At 71.9% G+C, this 22,226-nt stretch carries 18 protein-coding genes; 16 read left to right on the forward strand and 2 right to left on the reverse strand.

Annotated features, from left to right (window positions below; genetic code table 11):
* A partial coding sequence (locus EOE48_RS23260) for a family 16 glycosylhydrolase (protein WP_127733274.1) occupies positions 1–3,412 on the reverse strand: 3,412 nt, incomplete at its 3' end.
* A 783-nt stretch (positions 3,413–4,195) separates the two neighbouring features.
* Here EOE48_RS23260 and EOE48_RS23265 point away from each other — a divergent pair.
* The 16 genes from EOE48_RS23265 to leuD all read left to right on the forward strand — a co-directional run bounded on the left by EOE48_RS23265 (position 4,196) and on the right by leuD (position 21,441).
* On the forward strand, positions 4,196–4,438 hold the full coding sequence (locus EOE48_RS23265) for a hypothetical protein (protein ID WP_127733275.1): 243 nt from the start codon (positions 4,196–4,198) through the stop codon (positions 4,436–4,438).
* A 92-nt stretch (positions 4,439–4,530) separates the two neighbouring features.
* Positions 4,531–4,908, forward strand: a complete 378-nt coding sequence (locus tag EOE48_RS23270; RefSeq protein WP_127733276.1) for a DUF4440 domain-containing protein — start codon at positions 4,531–4,533, stop codon at positions 4,906–4,908.
* Positions 4,909–5,373: 465 nt separating this feature from the next.
* Complete coding sequence (locus EOE48_RS23275) at positions 5,374–6,225, forward strand: GntR family transcriptional regulator (RefSeq protein ID WP_127733277.1); 852 nt, start codon at positions 5,374–5,376, stop codon at positions 6,223–6,225.
* The gene (locus EOE48_RS23280; RefSeq protein ID WP_425463686.1) at positions 6,222–7,439 is read left to right on the forward strand and encodes an ABC transporter substrate-binding protein; all 1,218 of its coding nucleotides are present in this window, start codon (positions 6,222–6,224) and stop codon (positions 7,437–7,439) included. The genes EOE48_RS23275 and EOE48_RS23280 overlap by 4 nt, the downstream gene beginning before the upstream one ends.
* Positions 7,440–7,441: 2 nt before the next feature.
* Complete coding sequence (locus EOE48_RS23285) at positions 7,442–8,314, forward strand: branched-chain amino acid ABC transporter permease (RefSeq protein WP_127733278.1); 873 nt, start codon at positions 7,442–7,444, stop codon at positions 8,312–8,314.
* Positions 8,311–9,285: a branched-chain amino acid ABC transporter permease gene (locus EOE48_RS23290; protein WP_127733279.1), complete on the forward strand. Its 975-nt coding sequence runs from the start codon at positions 8,311–8,313 to the stop codon at positions 9,283–9,285. The genes EOE48_RS23285 and EOE48_RS23290 overlap by 4 nt, the downstream gene beginning before the upstream one ends.
* Positions 9,286–9,288: 3 nt before the next feature.
* The gene (locus EOE48_RS23295) at positions 9,289–10,032 is read left to right on the forward strand and encodes an ABC transporter ATP-binding protein (protein ID WP_127733280.1); all 744 of its coding nucleotides are present in this window, start codon (positions 9,289–9,291) and stop codon (positions 10,030–10,032) included.
* Positions 10,025–10,726, forward strand: a complete 702-nt coding sequence (locus EOE48_RS23300; RefSeq protein ID WP_127733281.1) for an ABC transporter ATP-binding protein — start codon at positions 10,025–10,027, stop codon at positions 10,724–10,726. Before EOE48_RS23295 ends, EOE48_RS23300 begins: the two co-directional genes overlap by 8 nt.
* 3 nt (positions 10,727–10,729) lie before the next feature.
* On the forward strand, positions 10,730–12,124 hold the full coding sequence (locus EOE48_RS23305) for an MmgE/PrpD family protein (protein ID WP_127733282.1): 1,395 nt from the start codon (positions 10,730–10,732) through the stop codon (positions 12,122–12,124).
* Between the two features lie 449 nt (positions 12,125–12,573).
* Positions 12,574–13,440 (forward strand): isocitrate lyase/PEP mutase family protein, encoded by an 867-nt coding sequence (locus tag EOE48_RS23310; RefSeq protein WP_127733283.1) that lies wholly within the window; start codon positions 12,574–12,576, stop codon positions 13,438–13,440.
* Positions 13,437–15,122: a hydantoinase B/oxoprolinase family protein gene (locus EOE48_RS23315; protein ID WP_127733284.1), complete on the forward strand. Its 1,686-nt coding sequence runs from the start codon at positions 13,437–13,439 to the stop codon at positions 15,120–15,122. Before EOE48_RS23310 ends, EOE48_RS23315 begins: the two co-directional genes overlap by 4 nt.
* Positions 15,119–17,185, forward strand: a complete 2,067-nt coding sequence (locus tag EOE48_RS23320; protein WP_127733285.1) for a hydantoinase/oxoprolinase family protein — start codon at positions 15,119–15,121, stop codon at positions 17,183–17,185. Before EOE48_RS23315 ends, EOE48_RS23320 begins: the two co-directional genes overlap by 4 nt.
* Entirely contained in the window at positions 17,182–17,793 is a 612-nt protein-coding gene (locus EOE48_RS23325; protein WP_127733286.1) for a cysteine hydrolase family protein, read from the forward strand. The genes EOE48_RS23320 and EOE48_RS23325 overlap by 4 nt, the downstream gene beginning before the upstream one ends.
* On the forward strand, positions 17,790–19,181 hold the full coding sequence (locus EOE48_RS23330; RefSeq protein ID WP_127733287.1) for an FAD-dependent oxidoreductase: 1,392 nt from the start codon (positions 17,790–17,792) through the stop codon (positions 19,179–19,181). The genes EOE48_RS23325 and EOE48_RS23330 overlap by 4 nt, the downstream gene beginning before the upstream one ends.
* A 246-nt stretch (positions 19,182–19,427) precedes the next feature.
* A complete protein-coding gene (gene leuC, locus EOE48_RS23335) occupies positions 19,428–20,834 on the forward strand; it encodes a 3-isopropylmalate dehydratase large subunit (protein WP_127733288.1) in 1,407 nt (468 codons plus the stop codon).
* A 1-nt stretch (position 20,835) separates the two neighbouring features.
* Positions 20,836–21,441 carry a 3-isopropylmalate dehydratase small subunit gene (gene leuD, locus EOE48_RS23340; protein WP_127733289.1) on the forward strand — a complete coding sequence of 202 codons (606 nt, stop codon included), beginning with the start codon at positions 20,836–20,838 and terminating at the stop codon, positions 21,439–21,441.
* A gap of 92 nt (positions 21,442–21,533) precedes the next feature.
* On the opposite strand, the gene EOE48_RS23345 is transcribed toward leuD, so the two are convergent.
* Positions 21,534–22,076, reverse strand: coding sequence for a TetR/AcrR family transcriptional regulator (locus tag EOE48_RS23345; protein ID WP_127733290.1), 543 nt, complete (start codon positions 22,074–22,076; stop codon positions 21,534–21,536).
* Positions 22,077–22,226: the final 150 nt, after the last annotated feature.

Genomic DNA, 22,226 nt, shown 5'->3' on the forward strand with positions numbered 1-22,226 from the left:
GGGTGTCGTCGCCGGCGCCGCCGTCGAGGCGGTCGTCGCCGGCGCCGCCCGACAGCATGTCGTTGCCGTCGAGACCCTGGAGGAAGTTGGCCAGATCCGAGCCGACGATCGTGTCGCCGGAGGCGGTGCCGAGCACGTTGGTGATGCCGACCAGGGTGTCGCGGCCGCCGAAACCGTCCGTGGCGACGCCGGTGGCGAGGTTGACGGAAACGCCGGCGGTCCCGCCGTTGGCGGCGTCGCGGCCGTAGTCGACGGCATCGGTGAACCGCTGGCTGTTTCCGACGAACTGGTCGTCGCCGGCAAGGCCGACGAAGGTGGCGCCGCCCAGGCCGCCGACGAGGACGTTGGCGCCGGCATTGCCGATCAGCGTCGTGCCGAAGGCGCCGGTACTGGTCAGGTTCTCGATGCCGTCGGCCAGTTGCAGCGTGCCGGCCCCGGAGAACAGCACCGTATCGAGGCCGGGCGTCGGCGAGACCCAGGCGAGCAGCGAGGGATCGGCGACCGAGATGACGCGCCCGCCGCCGAGCTCCGTCCTGACCGCGACCCCGGCGAGCGGCGCGAGGGCCTGGCTCTGGGGACCGAGGTCGGAGAAGACGACGTTCTCGACGCTCCACAACGTCAGGACGTCGCCCGGGCTGGTCGCCTGCCGGTCGTAGATCCGGTAGGCGTCGGGCGCGTCGAGATCGGCCACGATGACGTAGCGGCTCGGGCTGCCGGCCAGGACGACGGTGTCGTTGCCGCTGCCGCCGTCGACGATGTCGGCACCGCCCATGGGCTGGAACCGGTCGTCGCCGGCCTCGCCCGACAGGGTGTCGGCCGCCACGGTTCCGGTCAGGAGGTTGTCGAGGGCGTTGCCGGTCAGGCTCGCGCCGCCGGCGCCGGTCGCGACGACGTTCTCGAACCCGGACGGCAGGGTGAGGGCGCTGCCGCCGAACAGGATCGTGTCGACGGAGTCGGTCGCGAGCCACGCCACCAGGGAGGCGGGATCGGACGTCGTGACGTCGCGGCCGCCGGCGGCATTGCCGGTCCAGGCCACCTGGGAGGCGGCCGACACCGCCATGTCGAGCAGGTCGCCCGGGCCGGACTGGCCGAGCCCGCCGCCGAGCGGATCGTCGGACGCGTTGAAGCGCAGGGTTTCGATGTTGCGCAGGTCCTCGATGGTCCCGGAGGCCAGGTCGATGACGGTGTAGTGCCCGGCCGCCGCGAGGTCGCGGATGACGACGAATTGCGACGCGACGCCGTCGAGAACCGCGACGTCGTTGCCGGCGCCGCCGTCGAGCCTGTCGCGCCCGCCGCCGCCGCGCAGAACGTCGTCGCCGTCACCGCCGACGAGCGTGTCGTCGCCGGCACCGCCGACGAGCACGTTCGCGCCGGCATTGCCGGTCACCGACACGCCGACGCTTCCGGTCACCACCACGTTCTCGTACCGGTCCGGCAGGGCCAGCGCCGCGGTGCCGGAATACAGGACCGTGTCGGCGCCATCGGTCGCGAAGGTCGCCAGCAGCACGCCCGGATCCCGGACCGCGACCGTCCGTCCGCCCGACGCGTTGGCCTTCAGGGTGACGTCGACGGCATCGGCCATGGCGACGTCCTGCGAGCTGACGATGTCGCCGGTCACCGGATCGGCGACGCGGAAGCGCAGGGTCTCGACCCCGGAGAGCACGTCGGTGCCCTGGGTGCCGGCCGTGTCGATCGTCGTGTACCCGTTGGTGTCGAGGTCGTGCACGACGACGAGGCCGGCCGGAGTGCCGCTGTAGAGCGCGGTGTCGAGGCCGTTGCCGCCCAGGATCGTGTCGTTGCCCGCGCCGCCGCCGAGGGTGTCGTCGCCCTCGCCACCGTCCAGGATGTCGTCGCCGGCCGCGCCATAGAGCTGATCGTTCTGGTCCAGACCCGACAGCGTGTCGTTGAGCTGGGTGCCCTGCAGGTAGTCGAGCGACGGCCCGCCGGCGCGATTGAGGGCCGCGGTCGTCGACACCGTGTTCTCGGTCGCGTAGGCGCGGATGTAGTCGATCCGCAGATGGGGATCGCTGGCGAGCGAATCGCTGTTGGGCGGCCCGGCCCAGTTTCCGCCGACCGCCAGGTTGGCGACCATGTACATCGGCCGGTTCTTGAGGTCGGCCGGGGTGTCGACGCTCGCCACCGCGACGCCATCGAAGTACCAGGTGATGTGCTGGGGACCCCAGTCCATGCCGAACGTGTGGTAGCCCTGGGTCAGGTCGGGCGTGGCAACCGAGAACCCTTCCTTGGTGTGGACGCCGGTCGCCCGGCTATGCGCCGTCATCAGGACGCTGAACGGGTCCTGGCCGAGCGCCTCGAACACGTCGAGTTCGGAGGTCGGCCCGAGATCGGCCGGCAGGAGCCAGAAGGCCGGCCACAGACCCTGGCCCCTCGGCATGTCGGCGCGGATCTCGTAGTAGCCGTAGGTCTGCTGGAACGAGACGAAGCTCGAGAGCAGGCCGGAAGAGTACGGCCGCCCGAAAAGCCACGTGAGGTCGTCGGCCGGAGTGGCGGCGGCTTCGATCGTGAGCTTGCCGTCGGCCACCGAGAACGGGTTGAGGCCGATCGGCCCCGGCGCCTTGTTGAAGCGCACGCCGCTGTACTCGGAATCGACGTAGACCTGCTGCTCGGCCTTCGTCGGGTTGGTGTAGCCGGCGAAGCCGTCCCACTGCTGCTTCGTCCCCCAGGTGCCGTCGACGCCGTTGAAGCGGCTGAACGTGTCGAACTCGTCGTGGAACGCCAGCCGCCACTTCGAGGTGTCGAGGGTGGTCTTGAAGTCGTCGGCGCTGAAGTTCCCGATGTTCTGGTTGAGGAAGCGCAGCGTCTCGCCGTTGCCGAGGTTCAGGATCGCGGTGGTGCCGTCCTGTACCATCGCCGCCTTGATCTGGTCGAACGACGTGAAGTCGTAGCCGACGAGGCTGACGATCGAGGACGTCGTCGGCCCGGCCTTGAAGTCGCCGATGGCGTCGGAGCCGTTGCCGGCGCGGACCACGAACACGTCGTTGCCGCCGCCGCCGTAGAGCAGGTCGTCGCCGGCCCCGCCGTCGAGGAGGTTGTTGACCGCGGTGCCGCGGATGATGTTGGCGAGGGCGTTGCCGTAGCCCGACTTCTGGCTCGCTCCGGACAGGGTCAGGTTCTCGACGTTCCGCCCCAGGAACGTCAGGGGCAGGTACGAGATGATCGTGTCGATGCCGCCGTTCTCGTCCTCGTCGACGACGTCGCCGGGATTGTCGACGTAGTAGAAGTCGTCGCCGAGGCCGCCGGACATGGTGTCGGCGCCGGACAGACCCGACAGGACGTCGTTGCCGGCGGTTCCGACCAGCGAATCGTTGACGCCGTCCTTGCCGACGACCGAGTTCGATCCGCGGGCGCTCACCGGAGGCGGCGTCCAGATGGTGTTCTGCGTACCGGACATCGATGCCTGCTGGTTGGGAATGGGTGGATCGGGCTGCGCGAACGTCCAGCCTATATGGCCGCCGGGGGCCTCGCGCTCAATCGTGGCATTCTACTCAAAATGAAGCTTAAATGTGAAGAATCGGCATTAACCACACATGAACGGCTGTGTGACAACGCACGGCACACGTGTCCACGAAGACACGGACGAGCGAAAGTGCCGCACTTGCCGTTTCGTGATGGAACAACCTGCGGTCTGACCCACCGTCGATGAGTCGCCGCTGGTCCGCACGGACGCCTGTACCCGGCCGCGGACCCGATTTGCATCACCTCCGAGGGATGGACGCAGGTGGTTCGGCCGTGAGGACGGCCTCCCGCCGGGATGGCGAACCCGACCGGGCGGACACGCTGCCTTCGCCGATGGTTCCCGGCCCTGGACCCGCGTCATGCTGCCGGTCCTCGGCCGGATCGAGACCGACCGCCAGGGGATCGGCATCCCGTCGGGTCTCTGCACGACACCTCGGGCCGCGTCCACGCTCGCGCGGGTCGCGCACGCCCGCCTCGCCAACGAGATCCGGCCGGTGGCCGATCCCGGCGAGCGGGTGCCGGAGCCGCGTTCCGACGACGCGGAGACCGCTTCGCCGCCGACCGTGCTCTCGCGGTGCCGCGGGCCGGCGGGGGAGGGATGTGGGGGCCTCCGCGGCGCCGACCCGGCGCGATTGGATGACGCATGGTGGCTCGTCCCCGAAGGTGGGCATCTCGGCGCGAGGGCGGGTCCAGCCCTCCCCGGAGGACGATTCGCACGATGCCGATCAAGGCGCTCAACGACCGCAAGAAGCTCTCGTCGGACTTCAACGAGGCCAACGACGCCTTCATTGATGCGGTGCTCGCCGCGCTGCAGGCCGGCGAGATCCCGCTCGATCTGGCCAGGGCCTACCTCGCCCATCCCGTCGCCATGATGCACGCGAGCGGCGCGCAGGCGGTGGCGGACTACTTCGAGCGCATCCTGTCGCAGAAGCCGGGGATCGACTGGACCCCCGGCACCTGAAGGGGAGGGCGCCGGCTCCGTCGAGATCGCCCGTCGGGAACGATCGCGGTCCCACCCTCTTCTCTGGCGCAAGACGTCATGAGGAGAGCACGATGGAAGACGAGCGCGTATGGTCCTTCGAGAAGGGCCTCTGGACCGGCGATGCGGACCACTACCGGGAACTCGTCGATGACGAGTGCCTGATGGTGCTCCCGCAGCCGCCGTTCGTCATGAGCGGCAGGCAGGCGATCGAGGCGGTGGCCCATACCCCCCGCTGGTCCGGGATCGAGATCTCCCAGGAGCAGATCTCGCGTCCGCAGGAGGGGCTGATCGTCATCGCCTACCACGCGAAGGCGTCGCGCGGGGACGAGGCGTATCAGGCTCACTGCACATCCACCTATCGCCGCCTCGCCCACGACAAGTGGCGCGTCGTGCAGCACCAGCAGACGCCGCCCATCGTGAGCCGCCCTGCCGTCGAAGCCGCAGGGTGACGCGAACTCCGGACGATTGCTTCCGGAAATCGCGTCATCGCGATGTTCGGGTCTCCCTGTAGGGGATCGCTCCCGTCGCGGGCGTGCCGGTCGTGACCGGCACGCGCCGACTCGCGGCAAGCCCGCGTCACCAGGGCAATCGCTTGAGAGCGATGGCCCTGGTTTTTTGCTTGGCCTCAGGTGCTTGGCCTCAGGCGCCGGCGTTCGCATCCGCTCACTTGGCTCTCGCTCCGCTTTCGCGTTCGAGCGGACATGCGTCCCCTCGAACCCGCTCCGCGGGGCGCTCTTCGCGCCCGACATGCAGCGTCGCCCTGCGGGCGACCGCCAGGACAATCGCTGAAGCGATGGCCCTGCCCACGTCGCCTGTCCCAATTGACGGACAGCAAGCTGTCTGCATAATCGGACAGGTGAGCCGGCGCGGCATCCGCCGACGGCTCGGGCAAGCCACGAGCCAGGGATGGCCCCGTGACCTCCGTGATCGAGCCCCACAAGGCGCGCCGGCTCTACCTGCTGCTGCGCGACCAGATCACCAGCGGCCGACTGCCGAGCGGCGCCCGGCTGCCGGGCGAGCCGGTCCTCGCCGCCGAGCACGGGCTGGCGCGGGTGACCGTGCGGCGCGCCCTCGACCTGCTGGCCGGCGAGGGACTGGTCCTGCGGCGGCCCGGCTCCGGCACCTTCGTGCAGGGGCCGGACGGCGCCCGGCCGGTGATCGGCGACCTGCCGAACCTGCTGTCGGGGCTGATCGCCATGGGGCGGGCGACCGGCGTGCGGCTGCTGTCGTTCGCCTACGTCGCGGCCCCGGCGGCGATCGCCGAGGCGCTGGTGCTCGAACCCGGCGAGCGGGTGCAGCGCTCGGTGCGGGTGCGGCTGATCGACGGCCAGCCCTTCTCCTATCTCACCACCCACGTGCCCGAGCGGGTCGGCCTGTCCTATTCGGAGGCGGATCTGGCGGCGACGCCGCTCCTGTCGCTCATGGAGCGCTCCGGCGTCACCGCCGACCGGGCGACGCAGGCGATCGGCGCGACGCTCGCCGGTCCCGAGGTGGCGCAGGCCCTCGACCTCGACGTCGGCTCGGCCCTGATTGACCTCACGCGCGTGGTGTTCGACCCGTCCGGCCGCGGCGTCGAGCACCTGCACGCGCTCTACCGGCCCGACCGCTACGCCTTCCAGATGGACCTCGTGCGCACCGGCGCCGCCGGCGAGCGGCGCTGGACCCCCGCGGCGCCGCGCCCGGCCAAACCCGAGCATCGTGCCGTCAAGCCCGAGACCACCTCGCGAATCCGCCGTCCCGCCGCCCACAGGAGGCCCGCCCCGTGACCTCGATCGTCTCTCCCTCCCGCCGCGCCGTCCTGCGCACCGGACTCGCCGCGACCTCGCTCCTGGCGATGCCGGCGATCCTGCGGGCCCAGAGCGCGGCCGTGAAGCTCGGCATCATCCAGCCGGTCACGGGTGCGCTCGCCAACGACGGCGACCTCGGCAAGCTCGGCGCCGAACTGGCGGTGCAGGACATCAACGCCGCCGGCGGCCTCAAGGGTCTCGGCGGCGCGAAGATCGAGATCGTCTTTGCCGACAGCCGCTCGAATCCCGAGACCGCGGCGCAGGAGACCGAGCGCCTGAACGGCGAGGGCGTCGCGGCGATCGTCGGCGGCTTCGGCAGCGGGCTATGCGCCACCGCCAGCCAGGCGGCCTCGCGCTACGACCTGCCCTACCTCATCGACGTCGGCGTCGCCGATCAGCTCACCCAGCGCGGCCTCAAGAACACCTTCCGGTTCTCCCCGAGCTTCGGCATGGTGACGACGAGCGCGCTGGAGCGCCTCGTCGCGCTGAACGACGCCGCCGGCAAGCCGGCCCGCACGGTGGTGATCGTGCACGAGGACGGCCTGTTCGGCTCCGGCCTCGCCAAGCTGCTCCAGGCCGAATTGCCCAAGCGCGGCTTCGAGATCCTCGAGACCGTCTCGCATCCGAGCCCGGCCCGCGACATGGCCAACGTCGTGCTGCGCATCCGCTCGCTCCAGCCCGACCTCGTCATCCCGTCGAACTATTACGGCGAGTTCGTGCTGCTCGCCCGCACGATGCTCCAGCAGCGGGTCCGCCCGAAGGGCATCTACGCGATCCTCGGCGGCGGCGCCTCCTCGTTGCGCTTCGTCAAGGAGTTCCCGCAGGCGGCGGAGGGCGTGATGGACTGCAACCACTGGCCCGATCCGAAGAACCCGCTCTCGGCCGAGCTGCGCAAGCGCACGGAAGCCGCGGGGCGGGCCTTCGCCTACAACGTGCCGATGAACTACTCCGCCGTGCGGCTGATGGCCGAGGCGATCGAGAAGGCCGGCGCCCCCGACCGGCTGAAGATCATCGAGGCCCTGTCGACCCAGAGCTTTTCGAGCGGCGTGATGCCCTACGGCCAGTCGAAATTCGCGACCGGCCAGAACACCAGCGCGCTCCCGCTCAACACCCAGGTCCAGGGCGGCGACGTCAAGGTGATCGCACCGGAGAGCTTCGCCGAGGCGAAGGCGAACTTCCCGCTCAAGGCGTGACGATGTACGCGCCCCAGATCCTGATCGAGGCGGCCCTCAACGGCCTGATGACGGGGGCGGTCTACGCCCTCATCGCCCTCGGGCTGACCCTGGTCTACGGGGTGCTGCACATCATCAACTTCGCGCACGGGGCGCTGCTCACCGTCGCGATGTTCGCGGTCTGGGGCGCCTTCGCGCTGCTGCGGATCGATCCCTACCTCGCGATGCTCGGGATCGTGCCGCTGATGTTCGGGCTCGGCTACGGCCTGCAGCGGTTCGTCATCGGCCCGGCGAGCCACGGCAGCGACAACAACGTGCTGCTCGTCACCCTCGGCCTGTCGATCGTGCTGGAGAACGCGCTGCTGGCGCTGTTCCGCTCCGACACCCGTGCGCTCGATTCCGACGCCGCGCTCCAGGTGGTCGAACTCGGGCCGCTCCTGCTCTCGACGCCGCGGCTGATCGGCTTCGCCGCGTCCCTCGCCGTCACCGCGCTCCTCTGGCTCCTCCTCAACCGCACCGACACCGGCCGGGCGATCCGGGCGGTGGCGCGGGAGAAGCTCGGCGCGCACCTCGTCGGCATCGAGGTCGACCACGTCTACGCCGTCACCTTCGGGCTCGGCTGCGCCTGCCTCGCCGTCGCCGCCTGCCTCCTGATGCCGACCTACTACGTCAATCCGCGCTCGGGCGCCGCCTTCGTGCTCGTCGCCTTCACCATCGTGGTGCTCGGCGGCATGGGGTCGATCGCTGGCGCCCTCGTCGGCGGCCTCGTCATCGGGGTGGTCGAGAGCTTCTCCGGGCTGCTGCTCGGCGACAGCCTCGGGCAGATCGGCATCTTCCTGATCTTCATCCTGGTGCTGCTGGTGCGCCCGACCGGCCTGTTCGGAGCCCGCGCATGAGCCCCCGCGACCTCCTGCCCCTGGTCCTCGCCCTCGCGGCGCTGGCCGTCCTGCCCTTCCTCGGGCTGTCGGGCAGCGTGCTCAACTTCCTCGTCACCACGCTCATCGTCGCGCTCGCGGGCCTGGGCTGGAACGTGCTCGGCGGCTTCGGCGGGCAGTATTCCTTCGGCCACGCCGCGTTCTTCGGCACCGGCGCCTACGCCACCGCGGTGCTGCAATTGAAGTTCGGCTGGAACGCCTGGGGCGCGCTCGCCGCCGGCATCGGCCTCGGGGCGCTCGTCGGCCTCGCCATCGGGTATCTGAGCTTCCGGGCCGGCCTGCGCGGCTCGTACTTCGCCCTGGTGACGCTCGCCTTCGCCGAGGTCTTCCGCATCCTGGCGAATTCCGCCGACTTCACCGGCGGCGCGGCCGGCCTGCTGCTGAAGCTCCAGCCGGGCGTCGCCACGCTGCAATTCGCCGACCGGAGATTCTTCTACCTCCTCGTCCTCGCCTTCGTCGGCGTCGCGCTGCTGGCATCGCGCTGGTTGGAGCGCTCGCGCTTCGGCGCCCATCTCATCGCCGTGCGCGAGAACGAGGAGGCAGCGCGCGCCCTCGGGGTCGATGCGCTGGCGGTGAAGCTGCGCGCCATCGCGCTCTCGGCCGCGATCACCGCGGCGGCGGGCGGGCTCTACGTGCAGTACTTCCTCTACCTCGATGCGACTGTGGCCTACGGCACCTGGATCTCGGTCGAGGCGCTGCTGGCGCCGATCGTCGGCGGCATTGGGACCGCCTTCGGGCCGCTCGTCGGGGCACTGGCGCTCCAGGGGCTCGGCGAGGTCACCAAGCACCTCGCCGGCGGCATCCCGGGGATCGACCTCGTGGTGTTCGGCGCCTGCCTGATCGCCGTCATCGCCTTCGCGCCGCAGGGCCTGCTCGGGCTGCGCCGACGGCGGAAGGTCGCCGGCAAGTCTGTCGCCGCGGCGGGGGCCTGACCCATGCTCGCCGTCGATTCCCTCACCAAGCGCTTCCAGGGCCTCGTCGCGGTCGACCGCGCCTCGCTCGCCGTGCCGGCGGGCTCGATCACCGGGCTCATCGGCCCCAACGGCGCCGGCAAGACCACGCTGTTCGGGATGATCTCGGGCTTCCTCACCCCGAGCGCGGGCCGGGTGGTCTTCGAGGGGCAGGAGGTGACCGCGGAGGCGCCGCACCTGCGGGCGCGCCGCGGCATCGCCCGCACCTTCCAGATCGTCCAGCCCTTCGCCGGCCTGACGGTGGCCGAGAACATCGCGGTCGGGGCCTACCTGCGCCATCCGCGCCGGGCCGACGCCGTGGCCAGGGCCCGCGCGGTCGGGACGCGGGTGGGCCTGCGTGACCAGCTCGACAAGCCCGCCGCCGACCTCACGGTGGCCGGGCGCAAGCGCCTCGAAGTCGCCCGCGCGCTCGCCACCGAGCCGCGGCTCCTCCTCCTCGACGAGGTGCTGGCGGGCCTGAACCCGTCCGAGATCCGCGACATCCTGCCGGTGGTGCGGGCGATCCGCGACGACGGCGTCACCATCCTGATGATCGAGCACATCATGCAGGCGGTGATGACCCTGTGCGAGGAGGTGTTCGTCCTGGCGCAAGGGCGGATGATCGCCTCGGGCCCGCCGCGGCGGGTCTGCGCCGACCCGCAGGTCATCGAGGCCTATCTCGGCAAGGGCGCGGCCGCCCGCATGAACGCGGAGGCGGCCGATGCTTGAGGTCGCGGGCCTGCGCGCCGGCTACGGCGCCACCGAGGTCCTGCGCGGCCTCGACCTGACGGTCCGGGCCGGCGAGATCGTCGCGGTGCTCGGCGCCAACGGCGTCGGCAAGACGACGCTCAACAAGGTCCTGTCCGGAATCGTCCCGGCGCGGTCCGGCGAGATCCGCTTCGACGGCCGGGCCATCACCACCGCCTCGTCCGCCGCGATCGTCGAGGCCGGGCTGATCCACGTGCCGGAAGGCCGCAAGATCTTCCCGAACCTCAGCGTGCGCGAGAACCTCGTGCTCGGCAGCTACAGGCGCGGCCGGGCGCGGCGATCCGACAACATCGAGCGGGTTTTTTCCACCTTCCCGCGCCTGCGCGAGCGGGGGAGCCAAGCCGCCGGCACCCTCTCGGGGGGCGAGCAGCAGATGCTCGCCATCGGCCGCGGCCTCATGGCCGAGCCGCGCCTGCTCATCCTCGACGAGCCGTCGCTCGGGCTCTCTCCGCTCCTCGTCGAGGAGATGTTCGCGCTCGTGCGCACCCTCAACCGCGAAGGTCTGCCGATCATGCTGGTGGAGCAGAACGTGGTGCAGTCGCTCGATCTCGCGACCCGCGCCTACATCCTGGAGAACGGCACCGTGGCGCTGGACGGCGACGCCGCGACGCTCGCCGCCGACCCGGCCCTGCGCCGGGCCTATCTGGGGCTGTAGGCGATGGGCATCGTCACCCCCGGCATCGTCCCGGCGACAGCCCTGCTCGCCGAGCCGAGCCCTGCCTGGGTCAACCGCTGGACTGCCTTCGCGGCGGACCTGTCGCCCGCCGACCTGCCCGAGGCGGTGGTCGAGCGCGCCCGCCTCGTCCTGCTCGATTCGCTGGGCGTCACCGCCGCCGGGATGCGCGAGCCGGAATGCCGGGCGCTCGCCGAGCGGCTCGCCGCCCGCCGCACCGGCCCGGCCCCGGCGATCGGCAGCGGTCTGTCGCTCGATCCCCGCGACGCCGCCCTCGTCAACGGAACGGCGGGCACGACGCTCGAACTCGACGAGGGCAACCAGTACGCCCGCGGCCATCCGGCGATCCACGTCGTCCCGGCGGTGCTGGCCGCGGCGCAAGGGGCCGGCGCGTCCGGCGCCGACCTGATCGCCGCCCTCGTGCTCGGCTACGAGATCGGCGCGCGCATCGGCATCGCCTCGAAACTGCGGGTGACGATGCACCCGCACGGCACCTGGGGCACGGTGGGGGCGGCGCTCGGCGTCGCGAAGATCTTCGGCGCCGACGCCGCGATGATCGGCCGGACGATCGGGCTCGCCTCGTCCCTGGGCCTCGGCACCAGCCGGCGCACGATGCTGGAGGGGGCGACGGTGCGCAACACCTATGCCGGCTTCTCCAACCAGCTCGGGCTGACCGCGTGGGACCTCGCCGAGAGCGTCTTCCTGCCCGAGCGCGACGGGATCGGCACCGTCTACGGCGGGATCCTGGCCGACGACTTCTCGCCCGACGCGATGGTCGAGGAGTTGGGCTCCCGCTGGGAGATCGCCCGCAACTACTTCAAGCGCCACGCCGCCTGCCGCTACACTCACGGCGCCCTCGACGCCCTGGCGCGCATCCGCGCCGAGGCCGGCCCGCTCGACCCGGACTCGGTGCGCTCGGTCGAGGTCGCGACCTATGTCTGGGCGGCGCAGCTCGACCATCCGGCACCCGGGACGATGCTGGCGGCGAAGTTCTCCCTGCCCTTCGTGCTGGCCACGGCGCTGGTGCGGGGCGAGGCGAACACCGACGCGTTCCGCGACGAGGCCCGAGCCGACCCTCGCATCCTGGCGCTCGCCCGCCGGGTGAGGGTGCAGGAGGATCCCGCCATGACCGCGCAATTGCCGGGCCTGCGGCCCGCGACGGTCACGCTGACGCTGGCCGACGGCCGCGTGCTCTCAGGTCAGGCGCTGACCAACCGCGGCGACACCGAGGATCCGTACTCGGCGGACGACGTGCGGGAGAAGTTCCGGGCGCTCGCCGGGCCGGTCTGGGGGGCGGAGCGGAGCGAGGCGATCGTCGCGGCGGTGGCGGGGATCGACCGGGCGGAGGGGGTTGAGGAGGTGTTGGCTCTCGTAGCGTGAGGTCCACCCCGAAGACATCTTCCGATGAACGCTGGTGATACAAGGCCGGACGCTTGGAGCAACGTCTATCAATACAAAGACCAAGATCACTCATCTAACAGAAAAGCACGGATTTCTCCTTTCCCCGAGGACGGTAGGGCTGGCAGGGCTGTCCGGGGAAAAGAAATGGCACGGGTTTCCCCTCCCCCCTCTGCGGGGGAGGGTGCCCCACGGAGTGGGGCGGGAGAGGGGGCGCCGCTTCCGGAGAAGTCGCGCGCTCCATGAAGGGCGCCACCTGGAACAGCGTCGCGCTGCCCCTCTCCCGCCCGGCTCCGCCGGGCACCCTCCCCCGCGGAGGGGGGAGGGAGAAATCCGAGCCCCTTCTTTTCCCCGGACAGCCCTGCGCCCGCGGGGAGAGGAGGATGCGCACCACGCCAATACGTGAAACCGAACGAGGAACACCCCGCGTCATGTCCCTGAAGTCCCGTCTCGCCGAGGACCGCGTCCTCGTCGCTCCGGGCGTCTACGACGCCCTCACGGCCTCGATCGCCACCGATGCGGGCTTCGAGGCGCTGTACCTCTCGGGCGCGGCCCTCGCCTATACGCGGCTGGGCCGGCCGGATATCGGCCTCGTCTCGATGAGCGAGGTCGCCGAGACCGTGACCCTGGTGCGCGACCGGGTGGCCACGCCCCTCGTGGTCGATGCCGACAACGGCTACGGCAACGCGCTGAACGTCGAGCGCACCGTGCGGCTGTTCGAGCGCGCCGGCGCCAGCGCGATCCAGCTTGAGGACCAGAGCTACCCGAAACGCTGCGGCCACCTTCAGGACAAGACCCTGATCGGGACGGCCGACATGGTCGGCAAGATCCGGGCGGCGCTCGACGCGCGGGCGAGCGCCGAGACCCTGATCGTCGCCCGCACCGACGCGGTCGCCGTCGAAGGCTTCGAGCGGGCGATCGAGCGGGCCCGGGCCTACGCGGAGGCCGGCGCCGACGTGCTGTTCGTCGAGGCGCCGCGCTCGGCCGACCAGCTTGCCGCGGTGACGAAGGCTCTCGGCGGTAGCCGGCCGCTCGTCGCCAACATGGTCGAGGGCGGCGACACGCCGCTGTCTTCGGCGGCCGATCTCGGGGCGCTCGGCTTTCGCCTCGTGATCTTCCCCGGCGGCATCGTGCGGGCGCTCGCCCGCACCGCGAAGGATTATTACGGCTCGCTCGCCAAGGCCGGCACCAACGCCCCGTTCGCCGACCGGATGTTCGATTTCGGCGAGCTCAACGCCCTGATCGGCACCCCCGAGATGCTGGCCCGCGGCCGCGCCTACGAGGGTTCTGCCCGATGACCGCGATCGATCCCGTCACCCTGGCGGTGCTGAAGGGCCGCCTGGAGCAGATCGCCGACGAGATGGACGCGACGCTCTACCGCTCGGCCTTCAACCCGATCATCGCCGAGGCCCGCGACGCCTGCCACGGCCTCTACCACGCCACCACCGGCGACACCCTGGTCCAGGGCACCAAGGGCCTGCCGATCTTCGTCGGCGCCATGGCCTTCGCGGTGAAGGCGGTGATCGCCAAGGTCGAGCGCGAGGGCGGCCTGGAGCCCGGCGACACCTTCCTGTTCAACGATCCCTACAGCGGCGGCACCCACCTCAACGACTTCCGGCTCGTCCGCCCGGTGTTCCGCGACGGACATCTGTTCTGCTGGCTCGCCTCGGTCGGCCACTGGCTCGACATCGGCGGCAACGTGCCGGGCGGCTACAACCCGAAGGCCACCGAGAGCTTCCAGGAGGGCGTGCGCTTCCCGCCCGTCAAGCTCTTCTCCGCCGGGCGCCTGAGCCAGGACATCGTCGACATCCTGGCCGCCAACACCCGGGTGCCGACCTCGAACTGGGGCGACCTCAACGGCCAGCTCAACGCCCTCGACCTCGGCGAGCGCCGCTTCACCGCGCTCCTCGACGAGTACGGCGACGCCACGGTGGATGCGGCCTTCGCGGCCTTTTCCGACCGGGCCGAGGCGCTGATGCGCGCCGCCATCCGCGCCCTGCCGGACGGCCGCTACGGCTTCGAAGACGTGCTCGACAACGACGGCATCACCGACGAGCCCCTGACCATCGCCCTCGACCTCACCATCGAGGGCGATCGGATGGCGCTCGACTTCTCGCGCTCCTCGGCCCCCGCGCAGGGACCGATCAACATCTCGCACGCGACCACGGTGGCGGCCTGCTACGTGGCCCTGAAGCACGTCTTCACCGAGGTGCCGGCCAATGCCGGCTGCCTGCGGCCGATCGCCTTCACGGTGCCGGAGACGACGCTGCTGGGCGCCGGCGCGCCCAAGCCCATGGCCGGCTACACCGAGACGATCCTGCGGCTGATCGGCGTGGTTCTGGGCGCCCTCGCGCAGGCCGATCCGGCGCGGGCGACCGCCGCGCCGTTCGGCACCATCAACGCGCTGTCGCTGGCCGGACACCGGCCGGACGGCTCGCGCTGGGTGATGTTCTCGTTCTTCGGCGGGGGCTTGGGCGGCAACCCGGACACCGACGGGCTCAGCCACGCCAACAACCCGATCTCGACCGCGACGATCCCGCCGGTCGAGATTCTCGAAGCCGCCTATCCGGTCGTCTTCACGCAATGGGCCCTGCGGCCCGACAGTGCCGGGGCCGGCGCCCATCGCGGCGGCCTGGGCGCCGTCTACGAGATCGAGACCCTGACCGATGCCGACGTGTTCCTGCTCGGCGAGCGCGGCAAGGTGGCGCCGTTCGGCGTCGAGGGCGGCAAGCCGGCGGCGCTCAACCGCTTCGCCTGGCAGACGCAGGACGGCTGGGCGAGCCCGCCGATGGTGTCGAAGGTCACCGACGTGCGGATCAGGGCCGGCGAGCGGGTGCGGCTCGAAACTCCCGGCGGCGGCGGATACGGCCACCCGGCCGGGCGCGACCCCGACGCCCTGAGCCGCGACCTGCGCCTCGGCTACGTCACGCCGGAGGCCGCCGCCCGCGACTACGCCCCGACGACCGGAGAGACCCGATGACCCCCCGCGCCATCGTCGGCGTCGATGTCGGCGGCACCTTCACCGATCTCTTCTACTACGACGAGGCCGCCGGCCGCTTCCGGACCGGCAAGGTGCCGTCGAACCGCGGCGACGAGGCGGTCGGCTTCCTCGCCGGGCTGAAAGGGTTCGGCCCGGTCGCCGGACTCGCCTCGATCGTCCACGGCACGACCGTGGGCACCAACGCGCTCCTGGAGCGCAAAGGCGCCCGCATCGGCCTCATCACCACGCGCGGCTTTCGCGACGTGCTCGAGATGCGCCGGCGCGACCGGCGCCACACCTGGGGCCTGTGGGGCGATTTCGTCCCCGTCGTCGACCGCGACCTGCGGTTGGAGGTCGACGAGCGGACGCTCGCCGACGGGGCGATCCGTCAAGCCGTCGATCCGGAGCAGGTGGCCGAGGCCGCCCGCGCGCTGCTGGCGAACGGCGCCGAGGCCCTGGCGATCTGCTTCGTCAACGCCTACGCCAACCCGGAGAACGAGCGGGTGGCCCTCGAAGCGGCGAGCGCCGTGTGGCCGAACGCCAACGTGGAGCGCTCGTCCGGCATCCTGCCGGAGATCCGCGAGTTCGAGCGCACCTCGACCACGGTGCTCAACGCCTACCTGCAGCCGGTCGTCGGCAACTACCTCGGCAAGCTCGACCGGGCGCTCGAATCGGAAGGCTTTTCGGGGCGCTTCCACATCGTCCAGTCGAATGGCGGCGTGATGTCCACCGCCACCGCCCGCCGGCTTCCCGTCCGCACCGCGCTCTCGGGTCCCGCCGCCGGCGTGATCGCGGCCGCCGCCATCGCCAAGGCGGCCGGCTTCCCGAACGTGATCACGGGCGACCTCGGCGGCACCTCCTTCGACGTGTCGCTGGTGGTCGAGGGCGAGACCGCGCTCGCCGCCCAGACGACAATCGATTTCGGCCTCGTCATCCGCACGCCGATGATCGAGATCAGCACCATCGGGGCCGGCGGCGGCTCGATCGCCCACGTCGATGCCGGCGGTCTGCTTCAGGTCGGGCCGGAGAGCGCGGGCTCGCGGCCGGGCCCGGTCTGCTACGGCCAGGGCAACACCCGCCCGACGCTGACCGACGCCAACGTGGTGCTCGGCCGCATCAACGCCGAGCGGCCGATCGGCGGCGCCTTGAAGCGCCTCGACGTCGAGGCCGCGAAGGCGGCGATCCACGAGCACGTCGCCGCGCCGCTCGGCCTCGACGTGATGGCGGCGGCCGAAGCCATCGTTCGCGTCGCCGACGGCAAGATGGCGGGCGCGATCCGCCTCGTCTCGATCGAGCGCGGCCACGATCCCCAGAAATTCGCCGCGGTGCCGTTCGGCGGCGGGGGGGCGCTGCATGTCGGGGCGCTGATCAAGGATGTGGGCCTGCGCGGCGCCCTGGTGCCGCGCTATCCGGGCGTCACCTCGGCGCTGGGCTGCGTCATCGCCGACATACGCCACGATCAGGTCCAGACCCTCAACCTGTCGCTCGCCGGCCTCGACGCCGCCGCCCTCGACCGGCGGATGGTGGCGGAGGCGCAGGCCGCGCGCGAGGTCGTGGAGGCCGCCGGCCTCACCGTCTCGCGCATCGACACGGTGTTCGAGCTCGACATGCACTATGTCGGCCAGACCCACACCGTCGCGGTGGCGCTCCCCGTGACGGTCGAGAACGGCACCACCGGCGTCACGCCGGCGGTGATCCAGGCGGCGTTCGAGGCGGCCTACCGCACCTCGTTCAGCCGGCTGCTGCCGGGCCTCGGCACCCGCATCGTCAACCTGCGCACCGCCGCGATCGGCCGGCGGCCGCATTTCGACCTCGCCGCCCTGGCGCCGGGACCCGACGCCTCGCTGGAGGCCGCCCGCCTCGGCCACCGTCCGGTCTGGTTCAGCGGCGCGTGGCACGAGGCGTCGGTCTACGCCCGCCTCGCGCTGCCGGTCGGCGCCGAGATTCCGGGCCCGGCGATCCTGGAGCAGCCGGACGCCACCACCGTGGTCGATCCCGACCTGACGGCGCGGGTCGACCGTCTCGGCAACGTCGTGGTCACCCGCACGGGAGAGCCCGCATGAGCCATGGTCCGGTCCCGATGGAGCGCACCGCCCTCCTGATCTGCGACCTCCAGAACGACTTCCTGCACCCGGACGGCGCCTATGGCCGCGCCGGGCAGGCGGCGCCCGAGATCGCCGCCGTACCCGCAACGGTGCGGCCGCTGGCCGAGCTGATCCGGGCGCAGGGCGGGTTCATCGTCTCGACCCACTTCACGCTCGTGCCGGGCAAGGGCGGCGAGCCCTTGATCTCGCCGCACCTGCGCGAGTTGCGGCCGTTCCTGACGCGCGGCGACTTCCTGCCCGGCGCCTGGGGCCACGCGCTCGTGGACGAACTCCAGCCCGCCGACCTCTCGGTCGAGAAGGTCGCCTACTCGGCCTTCTACATGACCCGGCTCGAATGGGTGCTGCGCAAGGCCGGGATCGAGCGGCTGATCGTGTCGGGCATCGTCACCAACGGCGGCGTCGCCTCGACGGTCCGCGACGCCCATGTCCGCGACTTCTCGGTCACCGTCCTGTCCGACGGCTGCGCCGCCTTCTCGCCCTCCGTGCACCGGACCGCGATCGAGGCGCTCAAGCCGGTCTGCCGGGTGGCGGAGGTCGCCGAGATCCTGGCGGAGCTGTCGGCATGACCATCGAGCCCGCCGCCGTCCCCTTCGACATCGAGGTTCCGGTCGCGGTGATCGGCGCCGGGGCCGCCGGGCTGGTGGCGGCGCTCGCCGCCCACGAGGCCGGCGCCGAGGTGCTGGTGGTCGAGCGCGACCCCGTGCCCCGCGGCTCGACCGCCCTCTCGGCCGGGCTGATCCCGGCCCCCGGCACCCGCTGGCAGCGCGAGGCCGGGCTCGCGGACAGCCCGGAGCTGTTCGCCGCCGACATCATGGCGAAGGCGAAGAACGAGCCCGATCCGGCCCTCGTCGCGCGCCTCGCCGGGGCGGTGGGTCCTGCCCTCGAATGGCTGGCCCAACGGCACGGCCTGCCGTTCTCGGTCATCACCGACTTCCGCTACCCGGGCCATTCGGCCAATCGCATGCACGGCCTGCCGAGCCGGTCGGGCGAGGAACTGGTCGACCGCCTCGCCCGCGCCGTGGAGGCGGCCGGCATCCCGGTCCTGTGCGAGGCGACCGTCGACACGCTCTACGCCGAGACCGGTGCGATCCGGGGCCTCGGCCTCGTGCGCCCCGACGGCTCGCGCGAGCGCGTCGGCTGCCGGGCGCTGGTGCTGGCCTGCAACGGCTACGGCGGCAACAAGGCGCTGGTGGCGCAGCACGTGCCCGAGCTGGCCGGCGCGCTGTATTTCGGCCACGAGGGTAACCAGGGCGACGCGCTGCTGTGGGGCGAGGCGCTCGGCGCCGCCACCCGCCACCTCTCGGGCCACCAGGGCCACGGCTCCGTCGCGCATCCGCACGGCATCCTCGTTACCTGGGCCACGGTGACCGAGGGCGGGTTCCAGGTGAACGCGGGCGGGCGCCGGTTCTCCGACGAGAGCCGGGGCTATTCCGAGCAGGCGGCGGAGGTGCTGCGCCAGCCCGGCGGCACCGCCGTCACGGTGTTCGACGCGCGCATCGCCGGCATCGCGCGCCAGTTCGAGGATTTCCGCCGGGCCGAGGGCGCCGGGGCGATCGTCGCGGCGGACACGCTCGCGGAGCTGGCGGGGCGGCTGCACCTGCCGGAGGACGCCTTGGCCGCGACGCTGGCCGAGGTCGAGGCGCTGAAGCGCGAGGGCGGGCGCGACGGCTTCGGCCGCTCCTTCGCGGGCGTGCCGGCGCTCAGCCCGCCCTACCGGGCGGTGCGGGTGACCGGCGCGCTGTTCCACACCCAGGGCGGACTCGTGGTCGACGGCGACGCGCGGGTCCTCACCGTGGCCGGCGCGCCGGTCCCGAACCTGTTCGCGGCGGGGGGCGCGGCCTGCGGCGTGTCGGGGACGGGGCCGGGCGGGTATCTCTCGGGCAACGGGCTGCTCGCCGCGGTGGCGCTGGGGCGCATCGCCGGCCGGGCGGCGGGGGTGATGGGGGTGCGTTAGCCCCTGTCGCCCCCCAACTATGATGACACCCTCCACTTTCCCGGACGACTGGAACGACGTGGAAGGAGATCCGGGAACCAGCGCAAAAAGTCGCGAAGCGTCTTCGTGTCTGCAACGGTGCAGCATTCAGAGCCGCTTCGCGGCACGTCCTCTGCTGGATCCCGGATCTCCTTCCGCTTCGCTTCAGTCGTCCGGGAAAGGGTGAGGTTCAAAGCTTGGATCACAACGACAAGACGGAGGAGCCCGATGACCCCGCAACCCCGCACCCTCCTCGACAAGGTCTGGGACGCTCACGTCATGGCGACCCGGCCCGACGGACAGGCGCTGCTCGCCATCGACCGGCACCTCCTGCACGAGGGCTCGTTCCACGCCTTCGGCATGCTCGACCATGCCGGCCGGACAATCCGGCGGCCGGAGCTGACCTTCGCGGTCGCCGACCACTACGTCCCGTCCCGCGACCGGGACGGACCGATCCCCGATCCCGAGATCGCCAACATGGTCTCGACGCTTGCCGGCAATGCCGGCCGGCACGGCATCCGGCATTTCGGCCTCGACGACCGGGCGCAGGGCATCGTCCACGTGCTCGCCCCGGAGCAGGGCCTGACGCTGCCGGGCCTCACGGTCGTCTGCGGCGATTCCCACACCTCGACCCACGGCGCCTTCGGGGCGCTCGGCTTCGGCATCGGCGCGACGGAAGTCGCGCACGTGCTGGCGACGCAGGCCCTGTGGCAGCGCCGGCCCAGGAGCCTGCGGGTGAGCATCGACGGCCGGCTCGGGCCCCACGTCACGGCCAAGGACGTGATCCTGGCGATCATCGCGGTGGTCGGCGCCGGCGGCGCGGTCGGGCACGTGCTCGAATACGCCGGCAGCGCGATCCGCGGCCTGTCGATGGAGGGGCGGCTCACCATCTGCAACATGTCGATCGAGGCCGGCGCTCGGGCCGGGATGATCGCGCCGGACGACACCACCTTCGCGTTCCTGGAGGGCCGCGCTTACGCCCCGAAGGGTGGCCTGTTCGAGCAGGCGGTCGCGGCGTGGCGGCACCTGCCGAGCGACGAGGGCGCCCGGTTCGACCGCGAGGTGACGCTCGACGCCGCCGGCATCGCCCCGACCGTGACCTGGGGCACCAGCCCCGAGACGGCGCTGCCGGTCACCGCCGCGGTGCCGGATCCGGGCACGGAGGCCGACGCCACCAAGGCCGGGCAGATGCGGGCGATGCTCGACTACATGGGCCTCGCCCCCGGCACCCCGCTCGAGGCGGTGGCGATCGACCGGGTGTTCATCGGCTCCTGCACCAACTCGCGCATCGAGGACCTGCGCGCCGCAGCAGACGTGCTGCGCGGCCGGACGGCGCGGGTGCCGGGCCTCGTCGTACCGGGCTCCGGCCCGGTGCGGCGTCAGGCGGAGGCCGAGGGACTCGATCAGGTGTTTCGCGCCGCCGGCCTGGAATGGGGCGAGCCGGGCTGCTCGATGTGCGTCGGCATCAACGGCGACCTCGTGCCGGCGGGCGAGCGCTGCGCCTCGACCACCAACCGCAACTTCCCCGGCCGCCAGGGCCCGAACGCCCGCACCCACCTGATGAGTCCGGCCATGGCCGCCGCGGCCGCCGTCACCGGCCGCCTCACCGACATCCGCCGGCTCGGGAGCCACTGACATGCAGCCCTTCACGACGCTCCGGGCCGTCGCGGTCCCGCTCGATGTGGCCAACGTCGACACCGACCAGATCCTGCCGGCCCGCTTCCTGAAGAAGCCGCGCAGCGCCGGCTACGGCACCTTCCTGTTCCACGACGAGCGCCGCCGCAGCGAGGCGGTGCCCCTCGACGCGGCCCCCTATGCCGGTGCGGGCATCCTGGTGGCCGACCGCAACTTCGGCTGCGGCTCGTCGCGCGAGGGCGCGGTCTACGCGCTCGTCGACGCTGGGATCCGCTGCGTGATCGCCCCGAGCTTCGGCGACATCTTCGCGTCGAACGCGGCCAAGAACGGCCTCCTGACGGTGACCCTGCCGGAGGACGCGGTGGCGTCGCTGCGCGCCCGCCTCGTGGCCGGGCCGGGCGCCGCCGTCACGGTCGATCTTCCGGCCCAGACCGTCACCGGCCCGGACGGCGCCGCGATCCCGTTCGAGATCGACCCGTTCAAGAAGCGCTGCCTCGTCGAGGGCCTGGACGACGTGGCGCTGACCCTGGAGCACGCCGACGCCATCGCGGCCTACGAGGCGCGGGCGGCGGCGGAGACCCCGTGGCGGATGCCGGCGGGAGCGTGAGCCGGGGGAGCGGTGTCCGATGGCATCCGAAGGATCGCCGAGCGAGCGATCGGACATCGCAGGGCGAGCCGGCGGAGAACCCGGAAACCCCATCACTCCGCGACCAAGTCCCGGGCCGCCCGGAGCAGGTCGGCGGCCAGCGCCTCGTCGTCGATCGCCCGTGCGAGGACGACCGCGCCGACGAGGGTCGACAGGTTCGCCAGGGCCTGCTGCCGGCGGCGCTCCCGGGCCGGCTCCGGTATCCGGTCGGCGAGAAGGCCGGCGAGGTGGCGGACGCCGTGGGCGAACCGCGCGCGCACCGGGCTGCCCGCCGGTTCGCGCGCGACGTCGTTGGCAAGGGCCGCGAGGGGACAGCCCATGCCGGGGGACCGGACATGCCCGGTCGACAGGTAGTTCGCGACCAGGGCGTCCAGGGTTCCGCGGTGATCTTCGGCGAGCGCCGCGTCGAACGCCTCGACCGCGAGGGCGTCCTTGTTGGCGAACTGGCCGTAGAACCCGCCATGGGTGAGGCCGGCGGAGGCCATGATGTCGGCGACGCCGACGCCGTGGAGACCGCGCTCACGAAACAGGGCCGCCGCGACCTCGACCACCCGCTGGCGGTTGAGCCTGGCCTGCTCCTGCGAGACTCTCGGCATGACGGGATCCTCCGGCGCGTCCGGCCCCTGATATGGATGCCGGGCGTCATCCATGAAGGGCGCGCGGCGGAGGCGAAAGGAAATCCCGGCGGGCCCGCGAGGGGGCGGGATCGGACCCGCCGGGCACCGCCCGCGCCCTCCTGGGGACGG

It is taken from the genome of Methylobacterium oryzihabitans (genome assembly GCF_004004555.2).
GTDB classification, from domain to species: Bacteria; Pseudomonadota; Alphaproteobacteria; order Rhizobiales; family Beijerinckiaceae; genus Methylobacterium; species Methylobacterium oryzihabitans.

What these genes read in the sequence shown, in the direction of transcription:
- EOE48_RS23265 (WP_127733275.1), top strand. Translation starts at nt 4,196, where the DNA reads ATGCCGATCAAGGCGCTCAACGACCGCAAGAAGCTCTCGTCGGACTTC.
- EOE48_RS23270 (WP_127733276.1), top strand. Translation starts at nt 4,531, where the DNA reads ATGGAAGACGAGCGCGTATGGTCCTTCGAGAAGGGCCTCTGGACCGGC.
- EOE48_RS23285 (WP_127733278.1), top strand. Translation starts at nt 7,442, where the DNA reads ATGTACGCGCCCCAGATCCTGATCGAGGCGGCCCTCAACGGCCTGATG.
- EOE48_RS23290 (WP_127733279.1), top strand. Translation starts at nt 8,311, where the DNA reads ATGAGCCCCCGCGACCTCCTGCCCCTGGTCCTCGCCCTCGCGGCGCTG.
- EOE48_RS23295 (WP_127733280.1), top strand. Translation starts at nt 9,289, where the DNA reads ATGCTCGCCGTCGATTCCCTCACCAAGCGCTTCCAGGGCCTCGTCGCG.
- EOE48_RS23300 (WP_127733281.1), top strand. Translation starts at nt 10,025, where the DNA reads ATGCTTGAGGTCGCGGGCCTGCGCGCCGGCTACGGCGCCACCGAGGTC.
- EOE48_RS23305 (WP_127733282.1), top strand. Translation starts at nt 10,730, where the DNA reads ATGGGCATCGTCACCCCCGGCATCGTCCCGGCGACAGCCCTGCTCGCC.
- EOE48_RS23310 (WP_127733283.1), top strand. Translation starts at nt 12,574, where the DNA reads ATGTCCCTGAAGTCCCGTCTCGCCGAGGACCGCGTCCTCGTCGCTCCG.
- EOE48_RS23315 (WP_127733284.1), top strand. Translation starts at nt 13,437, where the DNA reads ATGACCGCGATCGATCCCGTCACCCTGGCGGTGCTGAAGGGCCGCCTG.
- EOE48_RS23320 (WP_127733285.1), top strand. Translation starts at nt 15,119, where the DNA reads ATGACCCCCCGCGCCATCGTCGGCGTCGATGTCGGCGGCACCTTCACC.
- EOE48_RS23325 (WP_127733286.1), top strand. Translation starts at nt 17,182, where the DNA reads ATGAGCCATGGTCCGGTCCCGATGGAGCGCACCGCCCTCCTGATCTGC.
- EOE48_RS23330 (WP_127733287.1), top strand. Translation starts at nt 17,790, where the DNA reads ATGACCATCGAGCCCGCCGCCGTCCCCTTCGACATCGAGGTTCCGGTC.
- leuC (WP_127733288.1), top strand. Translation starts at nt 19,428, where the DNA reads ATGACCCCGCAACCCCGCACCCTCCTCGACAAGGTCTGGGACGCTCAC.
- leuD (WP_127733289.1), top strand. Translation starts at nt 20,836, where the DNA reads ATGCAGCCCTTCACGACGCTCCGGGCCGTCGCGGTCCCGCTCGATGTG.
- EOE48_RS23345 (WP_127733290.1), bottom strand. Translation starts at nt 22,076, where the DNA reads ATGCCGAGAGTCTCGCAGGAGCAGGCCAGGCTCAACCGCCAGCGGGTG.